Origin of the sequence: Streptomyces sp. NBC_00016 (assembly GCF_045040885.1) — a bacterium.
Classification (GTDB): domain Bacteria; phylum Actinomycetota; class Actinomycetes; order Streptomycetales; family Streptomycetaceae; genus Streptomyces; species Streptomyces coriariae.
The window spans coordinates 8644396-8661378 of record NZ_CP108304.1; the positions used below are offsets into that span (position 1 = coordinate 8644396).

Consider the following 16983-nt stretch of genomic DNA (forward strand, 5'->3'; position numbering starts at 1 on the left):
CGGATCAGGGCAGCTCGGGCAGGTCCTCCGCGTACAGCAAGGTCAGGTCGTCGGTGCTCGGCTCGGCCACCTGGGCGACCCGGCTGGCATGCCGCTCCACCATCGCCTCGAACGTCTGGCGCGCGGTACGCCCGTTGCCGAAGGCGGGTCCCTTGGGGAGCTCCGTGAAGTACTTCAGCAGGGCGTCCGCGGTGCCCGGAGCGGGCCGGTACTCGTGCTCCTCGGCCTGCTGTTCCACGATCCGCAGCAGCTCTTCGGGGCCGTAGTCGCCGAAGGTGATGGTCCGTGAGAAGCGGGACGCCACCCCGGGGTTGACCGAGAGGAAGCGCTCCATCTCCGCCGTGTAGCCCGCCACGATCACCACTACGGAGTCCCGGTGGTCCTCCATCAGCTTCACCAGGGTGTCGATGGCCTCCTTGCCGAAGTCGCGGCCCGCGTCCTCCGGCGACAGCGCGTACGCCTCGTCGATGAACAGCACGCCGCCGTGGGCCCGTTGGAAGGCCTCCTGGGTGCGGATCGCCGTCGAGCCGATGTGCTCGCCGACCAGGTCGACGCGGGACACCTCGACGAGATGGCCCTTCTCCAGCACGTCCAGGGCGGCGAGGATCTCGCCGTAGAGACGGGCGACGGTGGTCTTACCGGTGCCGGGGGAGCCGGTGAAGACCAGATGGCGCTTGACGGACGCCGCCTTGAGCCCGGCCTGCTGACGGCGCCGCCCCACCTCGATCATGTCGATGAGGGCCCGCACCTCGCGTTTGACGCTCTCCAGGCCCACCAGCGTGTCCAACTCGCCGAGCACGTCCTTCGAGGTCCGTACCGACGTCTCCATCTCACCGGCCGCCCGCTGCGGCTCCGGTGCGGTGACCCGCTGCTCGGGGACCGTACCCAGCAGACCCGGCGACTGGGCGGTGGTCTGCACCACCGTCGCCGGCGCCGCCGCGGCCCCGGGTGTCCGCGCGCCCGCGCTCTCGTCGCTGGTGCAGTCCTCGACCAGGGGACCGGAGCCCGAGCCCGCGTCGCCCCCGGCGTCGGCGAACTCGTAACCGCCGCGCGCGCAGCGCTCCGTACGGCATTTGCGCAGCGTCGTGCGGCTGCCGTCTATCACGTGGAAGCCGTAGCCGCCGCTGTTCGTCACCCGGCAGTTGAGGAAGGTGCCGCGGCCACCGGCCGACACATAGAACCCGGCCTCGGCGGGGGAGTCGACGGTGCAGCGCTCGACGGTGGGGTCGGCGCCCTTGGTGACGATCACGCCGGTCTGGGTGCTGTCCACGGTGCAGTTGTTGAGGGTGCCACCGCTGCCGTGGTCGCGGAACCACGCGCCGGTCGCCGCGTCCCGGATCCGGCAGTCGTCGAGCTGGGCGGTCGCCCCGTCGCTCACCGACACGGCCGTGTTGCGCACCTGGGACAGGTCGCTGTCCACGACGTCCGCGCGGGAGCCCCGGTCGAGGACGAACAGGGCGTCGGGCACGTCGTGCACCCGGCAGGAGTCGAGGACCGCGGTGGCGCCGTCGCTGACCCAGACGGCCGGGTAGTCGCCGGTGCTGTCGAAGATCTCGCACTGGTTGGCGTCCACGCGCGTGCCCGGGTCCCACACCGACAGCCCGTTGCGGCCGAACTGACGCACCGTCGTGCGGGTCAGGGTCAGTACGGAACGGGAGCGCAGGTCGACCGCGTTCTCCGGGATGTCGTGGATACGGCAGTCGGCCAGGGTGAGCACGGCGTCCGTGTCGAGCGTGACGCCGTCGGAGGTGGTGCGGTGCACATCGCAGTCGGTGAGGTGCGCGGTGGCCCGGGCGGTGATCTGGACGCCGCTGCCCCTGACCTCGTAGATCTCGCAGCCCACCGCCTCCAGGGAGGAGTTGTCACCGGTCGCGCTCAGACCCGCGCCCGACGTGTGGTGCACCCGGCAGCGCTCCAGCCGGGGGTGGGCCCCGCCGCGCACCGAGACGCCGGCCTGCCCCGCCGCGACGACCTCGCACTCCTCGAAGACGCCACCGCCGCCGTCGACCACGGCGATGCCGATGCCCGCCGGGTTGTCGACGGTGCACCGCCGCACCGTCGGGCGGGCACTGCCCCGCACCTCGATGCCCGCCGCCGACCGCGTGACGATCCGTACGTCCAGCAGCTCCGGTGTGCCGTCCTCGACGAGCACCGCGGGCGCGGCCGCGTCCTGGCCCTCCACGTGCAGGTCCTGTACCACCGCCGAGGCGCGCACGGTCAACGGCACCCCGTCCAGGGGCGCGAGGCGCACGGAACCGGGGGAGCCCTCGGGTCCGCGCAGCGTCACCGACCGCTCAACGACCAGGTTCTCCCGATAGGTTCCGGGAGCGATGGTGAGCACGTCACCCTCGGCCGCGGCCTCCAGGGCGGCGGCGAGCGATGCGTACTCACCCGTGCGGCGCCGCCACCTCGATGTGCCGGTGTGCGTCACCTGGACCGTGCCCTGTGCCATGGCGTTGATGTGCCCCCACCTCGTGGTACGCGGGTTGATGCCGAATGGTTCGGCCGGACCACCGTAGCGTGCGCGCGGGTGGTGGGTTGACCAGAGACGGAAGGCCGTCAGCTGCCGGTGCCGGTGCGGCCCCAGTCCGGGCCCGCGCGGTCCCAGGCCTGGTCCCAACGGGCGTACCGGCGACGGACCAGGCGCCAGACGATCAGCCGCCGAACGCCCTCGACGGTGCCCGCGGTGAGCAGGGCCGCGCCGAAGCCGGCGAGCACGGCGTGCGTCGTCGCCGTGGCGGAGTCCAGCGGGCGGGCCACCAGCGCGCCGTGTTCGTCCGTCCATATCCCGAAGTGGTCGCCGCCGTGCGGGGCCTTGAGGCCCGCGAGGACCGTCCCGTGCCGTGCCGTGCCGTCAGGCGCCGTCCAGTCCGCGACGACCCGGGTGCGGGCCTCCCGGCCGGTGGCCGTCTCCGGGTCGACCTCCAGCGGCGAACCGTCCACCTTCCGCACCACGGTGGCCGTGACCTCGTGGCGGGACTGCCGCTGCTCGTGGACCGACTGCTGGAGGACATCCTGTGCCACGGCGCCGACGAGGGAACCCACCACGGGCGCGACGAGGAGGATCAGCAACAAGGCCGACAAAGCCACCCACGCCTCGACCAGATCCGTCGTACGACGCAGTGGGTTGTGTCGCCAGCGCCAGATTCCGCCGATCGCTCGCACCGCCCGCACCCCCTTCCCGCTCCGTGATAACCCCCGTTGGAGCCGTTCACGCGCGAGCCCGGGGAAAGAGAGAGCGAAATCACCAGAGCCCGGGACCTCTCATGAACTTCTCACGCAATCCCAACGCTCCGGAGCCGGGCGGGGGTTCCCACGGATCGCCCGGCCTCCGACCCAGGCCGGAACTATGCGATGACGCGCACCGGATCACCGACTCTGATCGTGCCGTGACCGAGAGGCACCAGGTTCTGTCCGAAGATCAGCTTGCCCCCGAGGCGCCGATGCCGGCCCAGGGTGTGGAGGGGTTCCTTGCCTCGTGTCGCGGTGCCCTGGTCGGTGGTGGTCACGACGCAGCGGCCGCACGGCTTGGCCACCCGGAACCCGACCTCGCCGACGACGATGCGCGACCAGTCGTCCTCCGCCCACGGATCGGTGCCCGCCAGAACCAGGTTCGGCCGGAAACGGTTCATCGGCAGCGGGCCCTCCGCGGCGTGCTCGCCCTGGGCGATCAGCGAGTTGAGGGCGTCCAGGGACGCGGTCGTGGCGGCCAGCAGCGGATATCCGTCGGCGAAGGTGACGGTCTCGCCGGGCTTCGCGTACCCGGGGTCCACGGGCCGACGGGTCGCGGGGTCGTCCATGTGCACCAGCCGCACGTCGGCGCCGAGGTGGGCGCTGCACCAGGCGTGCGCGGTGTCGTCGGCGAGGACCCCCTCCACCTTGTCACGGAAGATCTCCATCGACACCGTGCCCACCGGCTCGGGCACCGGCACGGTCAGCGGTTCCAGACCGGGCGCGGACAGACGCACACCGCCGCCGGGCAGAAGCTCGGCGGCGGCCAGCGCGAGGCGCGGCTGCTGACGTTGTGTGACGACCTTTCCCCCGTCGTCGATCAGCGCCCAGCGTCGGTCCCCGGCCAGCCCCCAGGGCTCCACGACGGCCTCCCGGGGTGCCTGACCCCGGAACGCCTTGACCGGATGGACGTGAATCGACAGCAGCTGCACATGCCCCATGGGGTCATCCTGCCAGGTGGCACCGACGACCCCGTGGGCTCAGTACCCCCGGTACTGCTGGTTGTACGGGTCCTGGTACTGGGGCGCGGCGGGCCGGGGAGCGGCCGGGCGCATGGCGTCGTAGCCCGTGCCGGGGCCCGCCGGACGCGGCTGCTGCTGCGCCTGGGGTCCGGGGTAGCCGCGCGGTGCGCCGGCCTGCGGCGGGATGTACGCCGCCGGAGCCTGCTGCAACGGCGCGGGCTGCTGCGCCTGCGGGTAGCCGTAGCCGTAGGACTGCGAGGGGCCCGCCGGGAGAGCGGGCAGCGCCGACGGCAACGCGGGCAGGTTGCTGCTGCCCATGTCGTACGCGGCGGGGACCCGGATCGGGGCGATCTGCGGGGTGCCCCGCTCGGCCACGAGCGAGTCGTAGATCGGAGTGTCCGGGAAGGAGGCGTAGTAGCCGCCGCCATAGGTGGAGCGGGGGGAGGTCATGGCACATAAGTTAAGCCCACGATGTGCTGGTTGGGGAGACCGATAAGAGGGTTGATTTCCGTGTCCGCAGTGACCTCGGACCCCCAATGCGAGCGAACTTGGGAAAAAAGGACGGCGCGCGTCCTTCCGATCATGTAAAGGCCGAGTTCCGAGCGGGTTACCGGCGGTTGGTCAGGGCTGATCCTGCGCTCCCGATGGGAGTTCCCCGTCCCGCGGAATAGGTTGGCCGGAAAGACAACCCGAGGGGTGCCGAGGCGTGCGGCCCGGTGCACTGACACGCGATGGGGGCGTACATGTCAATGTCGAAGGGGTCCAATGCTCCGGTGCCGACCACGGCACTGCGGGTCGAACTGGGCTGGCGCTCGGGAACAGGCGTTCCGGACGCGGACGCGTCGGCGCTGCTGCTGGTGGGCGGAAAGGTCCGTTCCGACGCGGACTTCGTCTTCTACAACCAGCCGGCCCACTCCTCCGGAGCCGTCCGGCACGAGGGCAAGCGCGACGCCGGGGGCCGGGTGACCGACAGCCTGCTCGTCGACCTCGCGCGCGTGGAGCCCGCGATCGAGACCATCGTCCTGGCGGCCTCGACGGACGGCGGCTCGTTCGGCAAGGTGCCGGACCTCTACATCGAGGTACGGGACGCGGCGCAGGGCACCGTCGTGGCACGGTTCGACAGCGCGGGCGCGACGGTGGAGACGGCCTTCGTCCTGGGGGAGTTCTACCGCCGCCAGGGCGCCTGGAAGTTCCGGGCCGTCGGCCAGGGCTACGACAGCGGTCTCGAGGGCCTGGCCACCGACTTCGGGATCGCCGTGGACGAGCCGCAGCAGGCGGCCGCCCCGGCCCCGCCGGCCCGTCAGGTCGCTCCGCCGCCGCCGTCCCAGCAGCCGACCATGCCCGCCTTTCCGGCCACGGTGCCCCCGCCCGTCCACCAGGCCCCGCCGCCCCCGCCGCCGGCACCGCCCGTCGCACCGGTCCGGCTGACCAAGGTGACGCTGACCAAGGCCGCCCCGTCGGTGTCCCTGAGCAAGCAGGGCGGCACCTCGGGCGCCCTGAGCGTGAACCTGAACTGGGAGGTGCGCAAGCAGTTCTCGGGCTGGGGCAGCAAGCGCGGCCGCGCGGTCGCCATGCACAACGACCTCGACCTCGACCTGTGCGCCCTGTTCGAGCTCGCCGACGGCCGCAAGGGCGTGGTCCAGGCCCTCGGCAACGCCTTCGGCGCCCTGCACCAACCGCCCTACATCCACCTCGACGGCGACGACCGCACCGGTGCCCTGGCGAGCGGTGAGAACCTCACCGTGAACCTCGACCACAAGAACGACTTCCGGCGCATCCTCGTCTTCGTGACCATCTACGAGGGCGCCCGTTCCTTCGCCGACCTGCACGCCACCGTCACGCTGCAACCGCAGTTCGGCGCCGCGATCGACTTCTCCCTGGACGAGTGCACGGTGCCCTCGACCGTGTGCGCGCTCGCGCTGATCACCAACAACGGGGGCGACCTCGTCGTCCAGCGCGAGGCCCGCTACCTGGTGCCCGAGCGCGGGGTGAGCCCCCAGCGGACCGTCGACTACACCTACGGGTGGGGCATGAACTGGACACCGGGCCGCAAATAGAGGCTGCCCCTAGGCCGGGGGCCCCTGTTCACAGGGGACCCCGTACGAGGCTCAGCCCTCGTCCGCGACGGCGTCCGGACGGGCGTAGGTGCGGCCCTTCCAGGCCGCACCGCGTCCCCGGTAGTGCTGGACCGCGGAGTCGACCGTCATCAGCAGATAGAGGAACGCGGTGAACGGCAGCAGGGGAGCGAGCCACAGCGGCTGGCGGTAGTAGCGCAGCATCGGGACGTACGTCCCCGCCATCACCAGCCACGCCAGACCGCCGAACACAGCGGCGGCCCCACTGCCTGCGGCGAGCCCGCCGAGCAGGGCGAGCGGAGGCACCAGGTACACCAGCGCCAGACCGAGCACCGTGCCGGTCAGCAGGAGCGGACTGTGCCGCAGCTGCGCGTAGGCGCTGCGCGAGACCATCCGCCACAGATCGTGCAGCCTCGGATACGGGCGCACGCTGTCCACCCGGTCGGCCAGGCCCAGCCAGACGTGACCGCCCGCACCCTTCACGGCCCGCGCGAGCGCCACGTCGTCGATGACGGCGTGCCGGATGGCGTCCGGGATCCGCGCCCGCTCGGCCGCGTCGGTGCGCAGCAGGACACAACCGCCCGCGGCGGCCGCCGTCCGCGCCCCACGTCGGCCGATCCGCCGGAAGGGGTAGAGCTGCGCGAAGAAGTAGACGAAGGCGGGTACCACCAGCCGCTCCCACAGGCTCTCCACCCGCAGCCGTGCCATCTGGGAGACGACGTCGAACCCTCCGGTGCGGGCCGCGGCCACCAGCTCCCGCAGGCTGTCGGGCCCGTGCGCGATGTCGGCATCCGTAAGGAGGAGGTACTCGGGCTCACGCGCGCGTGCCAGGTCGATGCCGTGACGTACCGCCCACAGCTTCCCGGTCCAGCCCGCGGGAGGTTCGCCCGGCGAGTCCACGGTCAGCGGAAGCCCGCCCCGCTGCCGGGCGAGCGCGCGCGCCAGTTCCCCCGTGCCGTCGGAACTGCCGTCGTCGACGAGGAAGATCTCCGCCCGCCCCGGGTAGTCCTGCGCGAGCAGGGAGGGCAGGCTCGCGGGCAGCACCGCCGCCTCGTCGCGCGCGGGGACGACGACGCAGACGGACGGCCACTCCCGTGGCTCCACCCGGGCCGGCAGCCTGACGTCCGTGCGCCAGAAGAAGCCCTGACAGAGCAACAGCCACACCCAGGCGGCCAGAGTCACGGCGGCGATCCACACGATGGCGCTCACGCGCGCAGTCTGCCCCACGCCACCGGGCCGCAAGAGCACATCGTCTATGGTGGCCGGGTGAAGATCGCGCTCATGGACTCCGGAATCGGTCTGCTGGCGGCCACCGTCGCGGTACGCCGCCTGCGACCCGACGCCGATCTCGTGCTCTCCCTCGACCCCGACGGCATGCCCTGGGGGCCACGCACCCCGCAGGACCTCACCGAGCGTGCCGTGGCCGTCGCCGAGGCCGCCGCCGCGCACCGGCCCGAGGCCCTCATCGTCGGCTGCAACACGGCGACCGTGCACGCCCTGCCCGCGCTGCGCTCCCTCCTCGAACCCGGCATCCCGGTCATCGGCACCGTCCCGGCGATCAAGCCGGCCGCGGCCGGCGGCGGCCCCGTCGCGATCTGGGCCACGCCCGCCACCACCGGCAGCCCCTATCAGCGCAACCTCATCCGGGACTTCGCCGGGGACGTCACGGTCGCCGAGGTGCCCTGCTGGGGACTGGCGGAGGCGGTCGAGCACGCGGACGAGGCGGCGATCGACGCCGCGGTCACCGCGGCCGCCGCCCTCACCCCCGAGGAAGTAACGACCGTCGTCCTGGGCTGCACCCATTACGAACTGGTCGCCGACCGCATCCGTGCCGCCGTACAGCGCCCCGACCGGCCGCCGCTCGTCCTGCACGGCTCGGCCGGAGCCGTGGCCGCGCAGGCACTGCGCCGTATCGGCGCGCGCCCCGCACCCGAGGCGGCGGCACTCGGCACCGTGACGGTTCTCCTCAGCGGCCGTCCCGGCGCTCTCCCCGCGCCCGCCCTGGCCTACGCGGAAGGCCGACTGCTGGAGGCCGTCAGCTCCGCCCGGTGACCGACGGGCCCGGACCGGCCCCTCGGGGTCGCCCGCCGCCCAGGCGGAGCAGTCACCCTGCGCTACGTGCTACCGGCGCAGCGAAACCTGAGTAACCTCATGAATATGAGGGACCACCCCCACGACGAGAGCATCCCGCTTCCCGACGTCCCGCATGCAGACGCCCCGCATCCCGACGTCTGGACCGGACGCGCCACCAACCGGTTCCAGTGGGTGCTGGCGCTCGTCGGCGCCGCCTGCATGGCGCTCGGCGTCGAGCTCGCCGTCGAATCCGCGTGGACGTCCGGCATCGCCCCGCTCGCCATGTCCGTCGTCGGCTGTATCGCCGCCGGGTTGCTGGTTCTCTTCGGCACCCTCGCCTTCGTCCACGTCGACCTCAAGCTCGACAAGGAGTCGCTCGAAGTGCGCTGCGGGCACATCGGGCTGCCGCGTCGGCGGATCCCGCTGGCCCATGTCGCCGGGGCCGACTTCGTACCGCTCGTCACGCCGCGCCACTGGGGCGGCTGGGGCTATCGCTGGCGGCCGGAGAAGGGCACGGCCGTCGTGGTCCGCCGCGGCGAGGGTGTGCTGCTGCGGCTCTGGGACGGTCACACGTTCACCATCACCGTGGACGACGCGGAGTCGGCGGTGCGCGTCATCAGGGACCGGCTGCGGGCGGGCGCCCCGGGCCCCACGCCCTGAGGGCCGCACCGGGAAAGCACTGAGGTCAGGCGGCCGGGCGGTCGTCGTGGCGCAGGTCCCGGTCGAACTCCGGCAGGGCCTCGGGCGCCGCCGGTTCCTCGGTGAGCGGCCGGGCCGTGGCCAGGCCGGCCAGCAGCCCTGCACCGACCGACACCGTGGTGAAGCTCAGCGCGTTGCCGATCGCGGCGACGGCGGCCAGAGCCGTGAGCGCGGCACCCGCGGTGAGGACGACCGGCGTGGGGCGCGGCGCCCGCCACAGGGCGAACAGCACCCAGCAGAAGGCCGCGGCGAGCAGCAGCACACCGACGACACCCTGCTCCGCCGCCAGTTGCAGCGGCGCCGAGTGCGGCTTGCCGTCGGACAGCGTCGACTGCGCCGCCGTGCCGCTCAGTTCCCCGAAGCGCCCGGGGCCCACGCCGAGGCCGGCCTCCCGGTGGGCCATGCCCAGGGCGTCGCGCCACAGGTCGACCCTGTGCGCAGTCAGCCAGTCCGTCACAGACGCGGCGAGGCCGCCGGACAGCACGTTCCCGGCGACCGCCCAGATCAGGCCCGTCACCAGGGCGGCGGCCACGGCCAGGGCCGCGAGCCACGGCCCCCGGCGGCGCATCCGGCCGGCCGCCAGGGAGCACAGCAGCACCGCGCAACAGGTCACCACGGCCGTGGTCGAGCCCAGGAGGGCCCCGGTGACCGTGATGCCTCCGGCGAGCAGCCACAGCCCGAGCCGCACCACCGGCACGGGGGTCGCCCAGGCGGCGCAGCACGCGGCACCGGCCGACAGGGTCAGCACCGCGGCGGTGGCGCCGGCGTGACCCAGCGGCGCGACGATCTCGGGGCCCGGAGCGAGCCGGGGCCGGGCCACCGACAGGGTCAGCCCCGCCAGCGCCCCGGCACAGGGCCCGGCGACCGGCAGCAACACCCCGAGGATCCGCCCCGCCGCGTAGCCGGCGGCCACCGCCAGCACCGCGAGCAGGACACCCTCGGGGCGTCCGTCGTGCACGGCGGCGGTGACCAGGGACCAGATGGCGCAGGCCCCGAGCACGGCCACGCCCGCCGCGTCAGAAACGTTTCGTCTTTCCCCGTCCGCGTCCGCGTCGACCGCGGACGTCATCCCCGTGGAACCCACCCGTCCCCCCGAACCCGGTCGCCCCCCGACCGTGACGGCCCTGAACCGTGACGGCCCTGAACCGTGACGGACCCCGGCCGCCCGCGCGCGACCTGGGGCACTGGCACACCGTAACGGCTGATGGGCGGTTTGTGGATGAGTTGCGCCGGGTTGTGCGGCAGGCGGAGACCGCCCCGCGGACTGCGCTGTCGGCCAAAAGGTCACTCGCCGTACACTCCCGGAGTGACCGTCACCGCAACTTCCGTGGGCCAGCCGGACCAGCTGGAGCCCCAGGCCGCGCGGGCCTCGCGCGGCGCGCGGCTCCTGCGCCTCGTCCCGGCCGCCGCAGCAGCGCTCTCCGGAGTGCTGCTCTACGTCAGTTTCCCGCCGCGCACCCTGTGGTGGCTGGCGCTGCCGGCCTTCGCCGTCCTCGGCTGGGTGCTGCGCGGGCGCAGCTGGAAGGCGGCCCTCGGTCTCGGCTACCTCTTCGGACTGGGTTTCCTGCTGCCGCTCCTGGTGTGGACCGGCGTCGAGGTCGGCCCCGGGCCCTGGCTCGCCCTGGTGGTCATCGAGGCGGTCTTCGTCGCACTGGTCGGCGTGGGCGTCGCGGCCGTGTCCAAGCTGCCGGCCTGGCCGCTGTGGGCGGCGGCGCTCTGGATCGCCGGCGAGGCGGCACGCGCGCGCGTGCCCTTCCGCGGCTTCCCCTGGGGCAAGATCGCCTTCGGCCAGGCGGACGGCGTCTTCCTGCCCCTCGCCGCGCTCGGCGGCACCCCCGTACTCGGCTTCGCCGTCGTCCTGTGCGGTTTCGGCCTGTACGAGGTCGTGCGCCTCGTCCTGGAGCGGCGGCGCTCGGGTGAGGTGCGGCGGTCGGCGGCCGCCCTGGCCCTGCTCAGCGTGGCCGTCCCGGTCGTCGGTGCCGTGGCCGCCCGCTCGCTGGTCAGCGACAAGGCGCAGGACGGCACGGCGACGGTCGCCGTCATCCAGGGCAACGTCCCCCGCCTCGGTCTGGAGTTCAACGCCCAGCGCCGGGCCGTGCTCGACTACCACGCGCGCGAGACGGAGCGCCTGGCCGCCGAGGTCAAGGCGGGCAAGGTCGCCCAGCCCGACTTCGTCCTGTGGCCCGAGAACTCCTCCGACATCGACCCCTTCGCCTACGCCGACGCCGCCGCGGTCATCGACAAGGCGGCCAAGGCGATCAACGCGCCCATCTCGGTCGGCGGCGTGGTCGAGCGGGACGGCAAGCTCTACAACGAGCAGATCCTGTGGGACCCGGTGAAGGGACCCACCCAGACGTACGACAAGCGGCAGGTCCAGCCGTTCGGCGAGTACCTCCCGCTGCGCTCGTTCATCGGGGCCATCAACGAGAACTGGACCTCCATGGTCGGCCAGGACTTCAGCCGGGGCAGCAAGCCGGGTGTGTTCGACATGGACGGGACGAAGGTCGGCCTCGCCACCTGCTACGAGGCGGCCTTCGACTGGGCCGTGCGCGACACGGTCACCCACGGCGCCCAGCTGATCTCCGTGCCCAGCAACAACGCCACCTTCGACCGCAGCGAGATGACCTACCAGCAGCTGGCCATGTCACGGGTCCGCGCCGTCGAGCACAGCCGTACCGTCACGGTCCCCGTGACCAGTGGCGTCAGCGCGATCATCATGCCGGACGGGAAGATCACCCAGAAGACCGGCATGTTCGTCGCGGACTCCCTGGTGCAGAAGGTGCCCCTGCGCTCCTCCGAGACGCCGGCGACGAAGCTCGGCATCCTGCCCGAGATCGCCCTGGTGCTCGTCGCCGTGGGCGGCCTGGGATGGGCGATCGGGGCCGGGATGCGGACCCGACGGAGCGCCACCGACTGAACAGGCGGCCCGGCTAGGGTCGCCGTATGCCGACTCCTGACTTCATCACCGAGATCCGGGCCTCTGCGGGCCACCAACTGCTCTGGCTCCCCGGCGTGAGCGCCGTCGTCTTCGACGACGAGGGGCGGGTGCTGCTCGGCCAGCGCGCTGACAACCACGAGTGGTGCGTGATCTCGGGCATCCCGGAACCGGGCGAGCAGCCCGCGGACTGCGCGGTACGGGAGGTGTACGAGGAGGCGGGCGTGCACTGCGTCCCCGAACGCGTCGTCCTGGTCCGCGCCGGCCGGCAGGTGAAGTTTCCGAACGGCGACGAATGCCAGTTCATGGACGTCACCTTCCGCTGCCGGGCCGTGGGCGGCGAGGCGCGCGTCAACGACGACGAGTCCGTCGAGGTGGGCTGGTTCGCGCTGGACGCGCTGCCGCCGATGCGGGACCGCCAGCTGTTCCGTATCAAGCAGGCGCTCACCGACGAACCCACGTGGTTCGAGACCATGCCTTCCGCGTGAAGTATGGGCGGTGACCACATGGGGCGGTGACCAGGCTCTGCCTACGCTCGTCGCATGACTTCGCCCCAGGTCGCCGCCCCCGGTCCCGCCACCCCCTCGCTCGACCTCGGCGGCCGTACCGCCCTCGTCACCGGCGCGGCCGGCGGCATCGGACGGGCCTGCGCGCTGCGGCTCGCGGCCGCCGGGGCCAAGGTCCGCGCCGTCGACCGGGACGCGGCAGGACTGGAGACGCTCGCCGGGAGCGCGGCCGGTCTGCCCGGCTCGGTCGAACCGTACGTCCTGGACCTCACCGACCTGGACGCCGCCGAACTCGCGGCCGCCGGGACCGACGTCCTGATCAACAACGCCGGGCTGCAACGGGTGGCCCCACTGGAGGAGTTCCCGCCGGACGTCTTCCACACGGTGCTGACCGTGATGCTGGAGGCACCGTTCCGGCTCATCCGCGGCGCCCTGCCCCACATGTACGGGCAGGGCTGGGGCCGCATCGTCAACGTGTCCTCCGTGCACGGACTGCGCGCCTCCGCCTACAAGTCGGCGTACGTCGCCGCCAAACACGGACTCGAGGGCCTCTCCAAGACCGCCGCCCTCGAAGGCGCGCCCCACGGTGTGACCTCCAACTGTGTCAACCCCGCCTATGTGCGCACCCCGCTCGTGCAGCGGCAGCTCGCCGACCAGGCGCGGACGCACGGAGTGCCCGAGGAACGCGTGCTGGCCGACGTGCTGCTGCGGGACAGCGCCGTCAAACGGCTCATCGAACCGGAGGAGGTCGCCGAGGCCGTGGCGTACCTGTGCGGCCCGCAGGCGTCCTTCGTGACGGGTACCTCGCTGGTCCTCGACGGCGGCTGGACCGCGCACTGAGCGCACCGAGCACGCTGCCCTCCCGTGCCGGCGGAGTTGTCCACAGGGCTGACGGGGCGGCCCGGCGATGAGGAATCCTGTGAGCATGTCCCGCGATCACCTGAAGGGCGCCACGGCAGCCCTCGGTCCCACCTACGACGCCGACGCGCCGTTCCTCGAGCTGCTCGCCCGGGGCGCGGCCGCCGAGGCGTACGACCGGCCCGTGCTGCTCGCCCGCGCCGAGGGAGGGTCCGGCGAGCGGATCGCGGCACTCGAACACGCCAAGCTGCTCGCGCTGCGGGTCCGCTCCGAGCTGGAGGGCCGCCGCCGACGGGAGGCCGAGCTGTCCGCCCTCTTCGAGACGGCCCACGACCTCGCGGGCCCACGCGACGTGGACGCCGTGCTCCAGGCGATCGTGCAACGGGCCCGCTCGCTGCTCGGCACCGACATCGCCTACCTCAGCCTGCACGACCCGGCCAGGGGCGACACGTACATGCGGGTCACCGAGGGTTCGGTCGCCGCCCGCTTCCAACAGTTGCGCCTCGGAATGGGGGAGGGGCTCGGCGGCCTGGTCGCCCAGACGGCCCGTCCCTACGTCACCGACGACTACTTCCGCGACGACCGCTTCCGGCACACGACGACCATCGACGCGGGCGTTCGCGACGAGGGACTGGTCGCGATCCTCGGGGTCCCGCTGATGCTGGGACCGCACGTCATCGGGGTGCTGTTCGCCGCCGACCGGCGCGCCCGGGTCTTCGAACGGGAGCAGATCGCCCTGCTCGGATCCTTCGCCGCGCTCGCGGCGGCCGCCATCGACACCGCCAACCTGCTCACCGAGACGCGCTCGGCCCTGGCCGGCCTGGAGCACGCCAACGAGATCATCCGGGACCGCAGCGCGGTCATCGAGCGTGCCTCCGACGTCCACGACCGGCTGGCCGAACTCGTCCTGCGCGGCGGCGGGGTGCACGACGTGGCCGCAGCGGTCTCCCAAGTGCTCGACGGCACCGTGGAGTTTGTGGAGACCGCACCGGCCGCCGCCGTGGAGGCCTCCCGCGCGGAAGGTCACGCCGTACGCCACGAGCGCGACTGGGTCGCGGCGGTCGCGGCCGGCGGCGAACTGCTCGGCGCCCTGGTGCTGCGCGGCCACCCCGGCCTCGACCCGGTCGACCAGCGCACCCTGGAGCGGGCCGCGATGGTCACCTCCCTGCTGCTCCTGGCCAGACGCTCGGCCGCCGAGGCCGAACAGCGCGTGCGCGGCGAGCTCCTGGACGACCTGCTCGAAGCCCGCGACCGTGACCCGCGGCTGCTGCGCGAGCGCGCCACGCGGTTGCACGCCGACCTCGACGCGACCCATGTCGTGCTCGCGGCCCGCCTCGACGCCGCCGCTCCCGACGCCGACCAGGAGGCGGCCGCGCGCCGCCGCCTGTGGTCCGCCGCCTCCCACCTCGCCGCCACCCGGCACGGCCTGGCCGCCGCCCGCGACGGCGGCACCGTCCTGCTGCTGCCGCTCGAACACGGCGACACCGCGACGGAGTTGGCCCGCCGTACCGCGCTGCACCTCGGCACCGCCGTGCACGAAGCGGTCACCGTCGGCGCGTCCGCCCCGGTGCGCGGCCTCGCCGCCGACCCGGACGCAGTGGTCGCCGCGTACGCGGAGGGCCGCCGCTGTCTCGACGCCCTGCGGCTGCTGGGCCGTTCCGGCGACGGGGCGGCCGCCGAGGACTTCGGCTTCCTGGGGCTCCTCCTCGCCGGCGACCGGGACGTGGCGGGCTTCGTGGAGCGCACCATAGGCCGCGTCGTCGCCTATGACGAACGACGCGGCACCGACCTGCTGCGCACCCTGGACGCCTACTTCGCGTCGGGCATGAGCCCGGCCCGCACCAAGGACGAACTCCACGTCCACGTCAACACAGTTGCCCAGCGACTCGAACGCGTCGGCCGCCTCCTGGGCGACGACTGGCAGAGCCCGGCCCGCGCACTGGAGATCCAACTTGCCCTGAGACTGCACCGGTTGGCGAGTCCGGCGCCGCACTGACCGGCCCCCGTACGCGCGCGGACGGCGTACGGGGGCGGCTGTGCGGCGGCCACGCGGACGGGATCAGACGGCGCGCGCGTCCGTCGCCGGGGTCTGCGGGTGCTCCGCGCCCACGCCCGGATCGCCGTCGGTCAGCTTGCCGTCGGCCGGACCGCCGTCGGTCAGATCGCCGTCGGTCAGGTCACGGTGACGGGTCTCCTTGGCGACTCCCACGGCGACGACCGTCAACAGGGCCGCGGCGATGACGTAGAGGGCGATCGGGGTGGAGCTGTCGTAGTCGGCCAGCAGCGCGGTGGCGATCAACGGCGCCGGCGCGCCCGCCGCGACCGAGGCGAACTGGGCGCCGATGGAAGCGCCGGAGTAGCGCATCCGGGTCGCGAACATCTCGGAGAAGAAGGCGGCCTGGGGCGCGTACATCGCCCCGTGCAGTACCAGACCCACCGTCACGGCGAGGACGAGGCTGCCGAAGGTGCCGGTGTCGACGAGCGAGAAGAACGGGAACATCCAGAGCCCGATCCCGACCGCGCCCAGCAGATACACCGGCCGTCGCCCGACCCGGTCGGACAGCGCACCCCAGGCCGGGATCACCGCGAAGTGCACGGCGGAGGCGATGAGTACGGCGTTGAGCGCGGTCTGCTTGGAGACACCGGCCGAGGTGGTCGCGTACACGAGGATGAACGCGGTGATGACGTAGTAGGAGATGTTCTCCGCCATCCGCGCACCCATCGCGACCAGCACGTCACGCCAGTGGTGCCGCAGCACCGACACCAGCGGCAGCTGTTCCGCCTCCGCCGACCGCACCGCCTTCCGGGCCTCGGCCTGCGCCAACGCCTGGCGGAACACGGGGGATTCATCGACAGACAGACGTATCCACAAACCGACGACCACGAGCACCCCGGAGAGCAGGAAGGGGATCCGCCAGCCCCAGGAGGCGAAGGCGGCGTCCGAGAGCACGGCCGTGAGCAGGGACAGCACACCGGTCGCGAGCAACTGCCCCGCGGGGGCACCCGTCTGCGGCCACGAGGCCCAGAAACCGCGCCGCCGCGCGTCCCCGTGCTCGGACACCAGCAGAACGGCTCCGCCCCACTCGCCGCCGAGCGCGAAACCCTGGACCAGCCGCAGCACGGTCAGCAGCACCGGGGCGGCGCTCCCGACGGTCGCATGCGTCGGCAGCAGCCCGATCGCGAAGGTCGCCCCGCCCATCAGCAGCAGGCTCAGCACCAGCAGCTTCTTGCGCCCGAGCCGGTCCCCGTAGTGCCCGAAGACCAGCGCGCCGAGCGGCCGCGCGGCGAATCCGACGGCGTAGGTCAGGAACGACAGGAGTGTGCCGACGAGCGGGTCGGAGTCCGGAAAGAACAGCTTGTTGAAGACGAGAGCGGCGGCCGAGCCGTAGAGGAAGAAGTCGTACCACTCGATGGTGGTGCCGATGAGACTGGCGGCGACGATGCGTTTGAGGCTGGCGGGGGTTCCCGGGGATGGCGGAGCGGTCGCGGGGGAGGACATCGGTACCACTTCCAAGCGGTTGGCGGGGACGTTCCGTGTCGCCATACCGTAGGAATGCGCAGGTCAGGGTCACATGTGGTGGGACACCATAGTTCTGCGTGCGGAGGTGCGTGCGACCACCATGACGGCGTCGCCGGGGCCTCCG

Annotated in this window: 14 protein-coding genes; 7 read left to right on the forward strand and 7 right to left on the reverse strand. The window is 72.8% G+C overall.

Annotated elements, in window-relative coordinates:
• Positions 1-4 precede the first annotated feature (4 nt).
• The 4 genes from OG933_RS38350 to OG933_RS38365 form a co-directional block, all read right to left on the reverse strand.
• Positions 5-2452 (reverse strand): right-handed parallel beta-helix repeat-containing protein, encoded by a 2448-nt coding sequence (locus tag OG933_RS38350; RefSeq protein ID WP_362521310.1) that lies wholly within the window; start codon positions 2450-2452, stop codon positions 5-7.
• 107 nt (positions 2453-2559) lie between these two features.
• Positions 2560-3165, reverse strand: a complete 606-nt coding sequence (locus OG933_RS38355; protein WP_362521313.1) for a hypothetical protein — start codon at positions 3163-3165, stop codon at positions 2560-2562.
• Between the two features lie 182 nt (positions 3166-3347).
• Entirely contained in the window at positions 3348-4172 is an 825-nt protein-coding gene (locus tag OG933_RS38360) for an MOSC domain-containing protein (protein WP_405631595.1), read from the reverse strand.
• A 39-nt stretch (positions 4173-4211) separates the two neighbouring features.
• Positions 4212-4643: a DUF6643 family protein gene (locus OG933_RS38365; protein ID WP_020125984.1), complete on the reverse strand. Its 432-nt coding sequence runs from the start codon at positions 4641-4643 to the stop codon at positions 4212-4214.
• Positions 4644-4924: 281 nt separating this feature from the next.
• Here OG933_RS38365 and OG933_RS38370 point away from each other — a divergent pair, with 281 nt between their 5' ends.
• Positions 4925-6250, forward strand: a complete 1326-nt coding sequence (locus OG933_RS38370; protein WP_405631597.1) for a TerD family protein — start codon at positions 4925-4927, stop codon at positions 6248-6250.
• A 51-nt stretch (positions 6251-6301) separates the two neighbouring features.
• Here OG933_RS38370 and OG933_RS38375 read toward each other — a convergent pair whose 3' ends face one another.
• Positions 6302-7495 carry a glycosyltransferase gene (locus tag OG933_RS38375; RefSeq protein ID WP_405633633.1) on the reverse strand — a complete coding sequence of 398 codons (1194 nt, stop codon included), beginning with the start codon at positions 7493-7495 and terminating at the stop codon, positions 6302-6304.
• A 39-nt stretch (positions 7496-7534) separates the two neighbouring features.
• On the opposite strand from OG933_RS38375, the gene OG933_RS38380 reads away from it, so the two are divergent.
• Together OG933_RS38380 and OG933_RS38385 are read left to right on the forward strand one after the other, a co-directional pair.
• On the forward strand, positions 7535-8320 hold the full coding sequence (locus OG933_RS38380) for a glutamate racemase (RefSeq protein ID WP_020125987.1): 786 nt from the start codon (positions 7535-7537) through the stop codon (positions 8318-8320).
• Positions 8321-8425: 105 nt separating this feature from the next.
• Positions 8426-9001, forward strand: coding sequence for a hypothetical protein (locus OG933_RS38385; RefSeq protein WP_362521321.1), 576 nt, complete (start codon positions 8426-8428; stop codon positions 8999-9001).
• 25 nt (positions 9002-9026) lie between these two features.
• On the opposite strand, the gene OG933_RS38390 is transcribed toward OG933_RS38385, so the two are convergent.
• Positions 9027-10109, reverse strand: coding sequence for an O-antigen ligase family protein (locus OG933_RS38390; RefSeq protein WP_362521324.1), 1083 nt, complete (start codon positions 10107-10109; stop codon positions 9027-9029).
• A gap of 237 nt (positions 10110-10346) precedes the next feature.
• Here OG933_RS38390 and lnt point away from each other — a divergent pair, with 237 nt between their 5' ends.
• The 4 genes from lnt to OG933_RS38410 all read left to right on the forward strand — a co-directional run bounded on the left by lnt (position 10347) and on the right by OG933_RS38410 (position 15335).
• Positions 10347-11957 carry an apolipoprotein N-acyltransferase gene (gene lnt, locus OG933_RS38395; protein WP_405631600.1) on the forward strand — a complete coding sequence of 537 codons (1611 nt, stop codon included), beginning with the start codon at positions 10347-10349 and terminating at the stop codon, positions 11955-11957.
• 26 nt (positions 11958-11983) lie between these two features.
• Entirely contained in the window at positions 11984-12463 is a 480-nt protein-coding gene (locus OG933_RS38400; RefSeq protein ID WP_362521328.1) for an NUDIX domain-containing protein, read from the forward strand.
• Between the two features lie 54 nt (positions 12464-12517).
• Positions 12518-13321, forward strand: coding sequence for a 3-hydroxybutyrate dehydrogenase (locus OG933_RS38405; protein ID WP_405631603.1), 804 nt, complete (start codon positions 12518-12520; stop codon positions 13319-13321).
• Between the two features lie 85 nt (positions 13322-13406).
• Entirely contained in the window at positions 13407-15335 is a 1929-nt protein-coding gene (locus OG933_RS38410) for a helix-turn-helix domain-containing protein (RefSeq protein WP_405631606.1), read from the forward strand.
• Positions 15336-15398: 63 nt separating this feature from the next.
• Here OG933_RS38410 and OG933_RS38415 read toward each other — a convergent pair whose 3' ends face one another.
• A complete protein-coding gene (locus tag OG933_RS38415; protein ID WP_405631607.1) occupies positions 15399-16838 on the reverse strand; it encodes an MFS transporter in 1440 nt (479 codons plus the stop codon).
• Between the last annotated feature and the right edge of the window lie 145 nt (positions 16839-16983).